This is a genomic window from Boseongicola sp., from assembly GCF_057460485.1.
Genome location: NZ_JBVCWP010000237.1, coordinates 1 through 6,007, shown reverse-complemented (window position 1 = coordinate 6,007; position 6,007 = coordinate 1). Strand labels below are relative to the sequence as shown.

Here is a 6,007-nt window from a genome sequence, read left to right as displayed (position 1 = left end):
GTCTCAGTTTGTTTGCTGTCGGCGATGACGACCAGAACATATATGCGTTCACTGGCGCTTCCGTGGAGTTTATTCGTCGGTTTGAAGAAGACTACAAAGCCCAGCCGACATATCTGGTAGAGAACTACCGCTCGACAGACACCATAATCCGTGCGTCGAACCAGGTTATCGCACCGGCATCCAATCGGATGAAAGCGGGTCATGACATCGATGTAAATCGGGCCCGTAAGAATGATCGGGCAGGTGGCGAGTTAGAGCGCCTCGACAATGTAGGTCGGGGACGCGTGCAAGTCCTAAAGGATGCGGGCGATCATCAGACTCAGGCAGTTCTTGCAGTTGAAGAGCTGGAGCGACTTTCTAAACTCGTGCCGGATTGGGATTGGGCTAAGACAGCGATTATTGCGCGCGACTGGAAGTATCTTCAGCCAGTGCGAAGTTATTGCGAGGCGCGTGGCATTCCCGTTCAGACAGCAAACGCTGATCTTCCGAATTTTTGGCGCCTTCGCGAAACTCAATCGCTTGTAAAATGGCTGAGAGGTCGGGATCGCTCGGGTCTTCATGTCTCGGAACTGTCCGGATGGATGGACGACCAACCGGAAGGACCCTGGTGGTCCATCCTAAGAGAAGGCGTAGACGAATTCGTGGATGAGGTTGGTGATCGCGAGACGGATCGCAAGGACATCCTGGAGTGGCTCGCCGAGTGGGGGCGTGACATCCGCAAGCGTCAAAGTGGGCTGCTTCTGCTATCGGCTCACCGGGCCAAAGGACTAGAGTTTGACGACGTCGTGGTTCTCGATGGTGCTTGGGATAGACAATCTAAGGGGGAAGACCGCGACGCAGCCCGGCGGCTCCACTATGTGGCGATGACGCGCGCCCGTCGCAGCTTGGCTCTCGTCACAATTGGGAGCCGCCATCCAATCCTAGATGGGCTCAATGACGAGCCATTTTTGACCCGCCCGCGAGGCCATGGTGCCGTTGATGTTTCAGAGTGCGGAAAACATTATCGAACACTTGATCCTTCAGAGGTCGATTTGAGCTTCGCTGGTAGGCTTTACGATGGCAACGCCTCACTGCAGGCTCTTGAACGGCTCAACGCTGGTGATCCAGTCTTCTTAAGACAGCTGGCGAACAGCTGGCAGCTGACCGATCGAGACGGAATTTTAGTTTGTCGATTGGCCAAGAAATTTACCCCGCCGCCGAACGCCACGTTCCTTCATGGCACAGTTTACGCAATTACGACGCGCGTGCGTGACGACTCTGCCGAAGAGTATCAGCCTTCGCTTAAGAGAGATGAGTGGAGCGTTGTGCTGCCTGAGTTGGTCTTCGCGCCTTCCTCACCTCAGTAGCTGAAAGCGTAGCAGCCCCCGCTGATAACCAAAGAACTCATGCCGAAGATGCGCGCGACGGGGAACCTAGACAAACTCGATCCAACCCGGCGTGCCGAGCTCGTTGCCTCTCTAGAGGCTGTTCTAAATCTTGGCGAATAGCAGCTGACCAACTTAGCCGATCAACAAAGAACTGGAGTGTATCAGCCAAAATAGGGCTAGCGGTTTCTAAGTGCCTCGCACTTTAACAGGGGCTGTTATCATCGTCCTCATAGCAATCCTCTTTGGCTGCTCTGGGCTTGAACTCAGGCACCAGGACGTCGGGTTTTTGTTTGTGTCTCGTATGGGTCAGCCGGATGGCCAAACGCACAGGGTCCTCGGCAGCCAAGTGAAAATTCTGCCTCAGATCATTCAGTTGACGGGCATGGGCCTCGTCGAGATTGAGCATAATTGTGTGTCGCATAGCGACCTCCTTTCTTAGGTTACTGGTTGAATTCAGGACCATTGTCTCGGTCGCGCCCGCGCTGCCGGTCGCGATTGCGCGTTCGAGGTTTCCGCACTTTCGTCTCCGGTACGCGGCCAACGGACATGGCATGCGCAATATCGCGAAACAGCGTTTCGAGCGTGTCCCGCTGACTTCTGCGGACGGCGACGAACGTGCGCTGCAAAGCCCGCCGTCTCTGAATCAGCGCTTGCCGCTCAGCGCGGTCTCGAACTTGCTCCGGACCAATCTCAGCCTCGTTGATCTGCCTGATCTTTCGGTTCTTGCCGGAAATCCAACGCCAAAGACCACGCAGACCGCGCGGGGTTCACGCGGCGCGCTTTCGATCTTCGGTGATGCGGCGCGTCTCTTGGGCATCTTTCATCTGCGCGCGCCTTTCTATGTCGCTCGACAATCTGTTCTCGCTGAAACTGAAGGGTAAGGTTCGCCTGTTTTGCCTTGGCATGCGCGTCCTCAGCCCATGCCTGTAGCTTCGGAGGCAGAAGTGCGCCGATAAATGCCTTCGTTTCGTCCACAGATAGCAACTGATGAGGATCGCCGAGCCGGGATTTCAATTCCTTGACTTTTGCTCCACACGCGCGGGACAGTGAGTGTGTTTCTCCCTTCCAATTGACCGCAACGAAATTGCGTCGATCACCATGCGCAAGCCAGAGTCCTTTCTCACGTAGAGCAGCTTCGAAACTCTCGCGACTATCTGAGATATTTCAACACTCCCGCAGCAGAACTTTGGTCTGTTTTGGGTTCAGGCCCGTCCGCTTGGCTTTTTGCCAGTCTTCCAAAGTGAATTTGAGGGGATCACGCTTTCTTGGATCGCGAAGCCCTTCGGGCATCGGCCAGCCTTGCTCTAGGAAGAGCTGCTTTGAGATCGTCGTCAGTTTGCGCTTATAGAAGGAAAGGTTGATCGCCTTCATTTCTGCGCCGTCAATCTTGGACCAAACAGCGTGTGCATGGCGACGCCCTTCTTTCTCATGGAAGACAATGGCGCGCGGTTGATCGTCGAGCCCAAGCTCTTGCTCAATTCGACTGATCGCAGCCTCGAAGACTTCGACGCCGACATCCGCAAACTCGGATGGGTGCCCCCATCACCAGCCAGATCGGCTGGCGCGGCGTAACGATACGCATCGTTTTTTGGAAGCGTCGCTGGAAATCAGATTTTGATCATTTGGAGATCGCCGCCATGAACGACGCACCAATCCCCATCACAGAAACTGGCTACCGCTCGTATTTCTTGCCTGATGGGATCGTCGAAGAGCATGGCGGGCAAGAAGCTTATGTTTTCACTTGTCTCGACCATGAAGCCGACAGCGAGGCATGGAAAAAACGTGAAGAGGCATCGCGCCAGATGTCTCTCTATTGGAGCGCATCCTACCTAGCGGGGTTTCGTCCTATTTCCTCGGATACAGGGCACTCAATGGGCATGATAAGTGCGGAACAGTGATACATTATAGTAGATCAAAATGCTCCAATGATCTATATTAATAGATCACGACTTGCTTGGCGTGCTGAAGATGTGATACATTATTTTATATCAAGTGTGGTTCTTGATATGTGAAGGTAGATCAGAAGATGAGTTACGCTAGTGAAAATATCGCGGAAGCCTTGAAGGAAGCGCGCGAAAACAAAGGGTTAAGCCAAAGAGAGCTTAGCGCTCGCTCAGGCGTGCCGCAATCGCACATCTCAAAGATCGAGAGCAATGCGGTTGACCTGCGGCTCTCAAGCCTTGCATCACTTGCCCATGCGCTTGACCTTGAACTGACGATGATACCAAGAAAATCGGCACCGGCAGTCAGATCGATTGTGCGCAGTACAGGCAGTCATAAGCCTCAAAGCAATAACGATGCATTGCGCGAGCTTGCGCGCGCGCAACGTGCTCTTGATGCACTGCCCAAGGCTTTGCATGAGAGCCCTGCGATGCAAACACTGCAAAGACAATTTCAAGAAATGAACAATTTCCGCAACAGCTTGCAGGAGACTGACGCGATCAGGAATATGCGCAGCGCACTTGAGGCAGTCGAGAATTCTGGAGGCCTCAAGAGCCTCGAAAAAATCGCCAAAGACGCTCAGCGTCTCCGCAAAATGTTGGCACACAGCGTACCATCACACATGAGTGATCAACCAACCAATAGACCGGCCTACAGCCTGGATGAGGATGACAGTGATGGCTGATGTATCTGTTTTAAATGTAGAGCTTTATGGTGAGACCATCGGAACGCTGACACGCGTTGCGGGGGATCGCAGCCTGTTCGCGTTCAACGAAGCGTACATTGAGAACCCTGACCGCCCAACACTCGGCCTGTTTTTCAAAGATGAGTTCGGTGAGTTGCGCACCGAATTTAAGCCCGTCCAGAAGCAGGTCATGCCGTTTTTTTCCAACCTCTTGCCGGAGGGTCACTTGCGCAAGTACCTCGCGGAACAAGCAGGGGTGAATGCCGAGCGCGAATTCTTTTTGCTTTGGGCGTTAGGGCGCGACCTTCCTGGCGCCATTACAATCAAACCAGCGGATGGGGAAATCTGGCCGCCAGAGGCCGCACATGTCGAAGGCGAAGGCTCGCGCAAGTACAAAGGCAACATGCTTCGCTTCTCTCTCGCTGGTGTTCAGCTGAAATTCTCAGCCGTCGAAAGCGCCAGCGGTGGGCTGACTATTCCGGCCTCTGGCATCGGCGGTGACTGGATCGTCAAGCTGCCTTCTCGGGAATACATGGGTGTCCCTGAAAACGAATTCTCAATGATGCGGCTGGCCAGCATGCTCGGCATGGACGTGCCTCGCATTGATCTGGTCGATATCGACAGTATCTCAAACCTGCCTGACGGTACTGATCGCTTTGGAACTAAGGCCTTCGTTATCGAACGCTTTGACCGGCACCCTAGCGGAGAGCGCGTGCATATTGAGGACTTCGCGCAAGTCTTTGGTGTCTACGGCGAGGATAAATATAAGAAAGCGAGCATGCGAAACATTGTTGCCGTCATCGCAGCAGAAGGGTCAGATGAAGACATCCGTGAATTCATACGTCGTCTGACTTTCAGCACGCTGATTGGAAACGGGGATATGCATCTCAAGAACTGGTCGCTGATCTACCCAGATCGACGCAACGCTGCCCTATCGCCAGCCTATGATTTTGTATCAACAGTCCCTTACATTAAGGGCGATAGCTTCGCATTGAACTATAGTCGCGTTCGGGATTTTGCAGCCTTTGATGAAGATGAAATTTCCCATCTTGCTGCTAAAGCAGCGTTACCCACAAAAATGGTTCTTGATGTCGCGCGCGAAACCGCGAGCGATTTTGTATCGCTCTGGACGCGTGAAAAAGATGCCTTGCCGATGCCGGCCGACGTGAAGGCCGCGATTGATGAACTACTGCCAACACTCCCGTTGACGCAATAGAGGCTTCGTTCTAGGCGATTACGCAAAGCGCAGCCTGTTATCAGAAAGCCATGCGCCTATGGCGGCAATGCGTTAAATGACCTCATGTTCTTCGAACAGTCCCGCCGCTAGTTCCGGGAGAGTCTTGTCTGGCGTTGCCTCGATCTTACCTTTCAGAAACTTCGAGACCGCATCCAGCTTGCTGATACGCGGCCATCCCTGCGGTGCTGCCGCCACCGATCCGGTGTGCCTCGTGGCAGGAAAACCCGTCTTCAACTAAGGAAAAAACTCGCTCATGGATGTCCAATGACAGTGATTTACCCATGAGCCACCTCCAAATATGTGAATCGCAAAGCAAGCCGCGTGGGAATCTGGAGGGTTCTGTGAGGTCCGCGTGCGCAATGCCGATGCTGCCGCACGGGTGTCCGGCACCCTTGAGAAGCCGCCATTCGCCCCAAAAGGCCCCGTCTTGGAAGCTATATCCCGTCAAGCCAACGCACATTCAGGTAGCGTGTTCAGCGGGAGAAGTCAGTAAGATGGTTTCTCAAGCCAGATTGAATGCCTATTAGTAGGTAGGCAATTAGATTTATATAATATTGTGCCTGAAGGGAGAACGAATATGGAACTGAACGCCGATTTTAAAGCGCGTGTTGTTATTCATTCGGATCAGGTCGAGTGGACTGCGTCCCCCATGCCGGGTGTGGACCGACGCATGCTGGATCGTATCGGCGATGAAGTCGCGCGCGCGACCTCCATCGTGCGGTACGCTGCGACAAGCCAGTTTTCAGCCCATACCCATACCGGCGGCGAAGAATTTAT

9 protein-coding genes and 1 pseudogene are annotated in these 6,007 nt (G+C 53.7%); 7 read left to right on the top strand and 3 right to left on the bottom strand.

Going from position 1 to position 6,007, the window contains the following annotated elements; all coding sequences use genetic code 11:
- Nucleotides 1–1,346 (top strand): 3'-5' exonuclease (locus AC221Y_RS19015; protein ID WP_486708042.1); only part of this gene is annotated, 1,346 nt, incomplete at its 5' end.
- Nucleotides 1,347–1,569: 223 nt separating this feature from the next.
- On the opposite strand, the gene AC221Y_RS19010 is transcribed toward AC221Y_RS19015, so the two are convergent.
- On the bottom strand, nucleotides 1,570–1,788 hold the full coding sequence (locus AC221Y_RS19010) for a hypothetical protein (RefSeq protein ID WP_299756671.1): 219 nt from the start codon (nucleotides 1,786–1,788) through the stop codon (nucleotides 1,570–1,572).
- Between the two features lie 130 nt (nucleotides 1,789–1,918).
- Between AC221Y_RS19010 and AC221Y_RS19005 the strand changes: the two genes are divergently transcribed.
- On the top strand, nucleotides 1,919–2,248 hold the full coding sequence (locus AC221Y_RS19005) for a hypothetical protein (protein WP_299756669.1): 330 nt from the start codon (nucleotides 1,919–1,921) through the stop codon (nucleotides 2,246–2,248).
- A gap of 283 nt (nucleotides 2,249–2,531) precedes the next feature.
- Here the strand turns inward: AC221Y_RS19005 and AC221Y_RS19000 are convergent, their stop codons facing one another.
- The gene (locus tag AC221Y_RS19000) at nucleotides 2,532–2,846 is read right to left on the bottom strand and encodes a relaxase/mobilization nuclease domain-containing protein (protein WP_486708043.1); all 315 of its coding nucleotides are present in this window, start codon (nucleotides 2,844–2,846) and stop codon (nucleotides 2,532–2,534) included.
- Between AC221Y_RS19000 and AC221Y_RS18995 the strand changes: the two genes are divergently transcribed.
- The 4 genes from AC221Y_RS18995 to AC221Y_RS18980 all read left to right on the top strand — a co-directional run bounded on the left by AC221Y_RS18995 (nucleotide 2,775) and on the right by AC221Y_RS18980 (nucleotide 5,209).
- A complete protein-coding gene (locus tag AC221Y_RS18995) occupies nucleotides 2,775–2,939 on the top strand; it encodes a hypothetical protein (RefSeq protein WP_486708041.1) in 165 nt (54 codons plus the stop codon). The two genes, AC221Y_RS19000 and AC221Y_RS18995, sit on opposite strands and share 72 nt — an antisense overlap.
- A 65-nt stretch (nucleotides 2,940–3,004) precedes the next feature.
- Nucleotides 3,005–3,265 (top strand): hypothetical protein, encoded by a 261-nt coding sequence (locus AC221Y_RS18990; protein WP_299756661.1) that lies wholly within the window; start codon nucleotides 3,005–3,007, stop codon nucleotides 3,263–3,265.
- 128 nt (nucleotides 3,266–3,393) lie between these two features.
- Nucleotides 3,394–3,993 carry a helix-turn-helix domain-containing protein gene (locus AC221Y_RS18985; RefSeq protein WP_486708040.1) on the top strand — a complete coding sequence of 200 codons (600 nt, stop codon included), beginning with the start codon at nucleotides 3,394–3,396 and terminating at the stop codon, nucleotides 3,991–3,993.
- A complete protein-coding gene (locus AC221Y_RS18980; protein ID WP_486708039.1) occupies nucleotides 3,986–5,209 on the top strand; it encodes a type II toxin-antitoxin system HipA family toxin in 1,224 nt (407 codons plus the stop codon). Before AC221Y_RS18985 ends, AC221Y_RS18980 begins: the two co-directional genes overlap by 8 nt.
- 78 nt (nucleotides 5,210–5,287) lie before the next feature.
- Here AC221Y_RS18980 and AC221Y_RS18975 read toward each other — a convergent pair.
- Nucleotides 5,288–5,513, bottom strand: a pseudogene (locus AC221Y_RS18975) (IS630-like element ISSpo6 family transposase); the annotation flags it as partial.
- Between the two features lie 294 nt (nucleotides 5,514–5,807).
- On the opposite strand from AC221Y_RS18975, the gene AC221Y_RS18970 reads away from it, so the two are divergent.
- Nucleotides 5,808–6,007: cupin domain-containing protein (locus tag AC221Y_RS18970; protein ID WP_486708038.1), on the top strand; the 200-nt coding region annotated here is incomplete at its 3' end.

Excerpts from the sequence above, each read along its gene's own strand:
- AC221Y_RS19010 (WP_299756671.1), bottom strand. The coding sequence starts at position 1,788 with ATGCGACACACAATTATGCTCAATCTCGACGAGGCCCATGCCCGTCAA.
- AC221Y_RS19005 (WP_299756669.1), top strand. The coding sequence starts at position 1,919 with ATGCGCAATATCGCGAAACAGCGTTTCGAGCGTGTCCCGCTGACTTCT.
- AC221Y_RS18995 (WP_486708041.1), top strand. The coding sequence starts at position 2,775 with ATGGCGACGCCCTTCTTTCTCATGGAAGACAATGGCGCGCGGTTGATC.
- AC221Y_RS18990 (WP_299756661.1), top strand. The coding sequence starts at position 3,005 with ATGAACGACGCACCAATCCCCATCACAGAAACTGGCTACCGCTCGTAT.
- AC221Y_RS18985 (WP_486708040.1), top strand. The coding sequence starts at position 3,394 with ATGAGTTACGCTAGTGAAAATATCGCGGAAGCCTTGAAGGAAGCGCGC.
- AC221Y_RS18980 (WP_486708039.1), top strand. The coding sequence starts at position 3,986 with ATGGCTGATGTATCTGTTTTAAATGTAGAGCTTTATGGTGAGACCATC.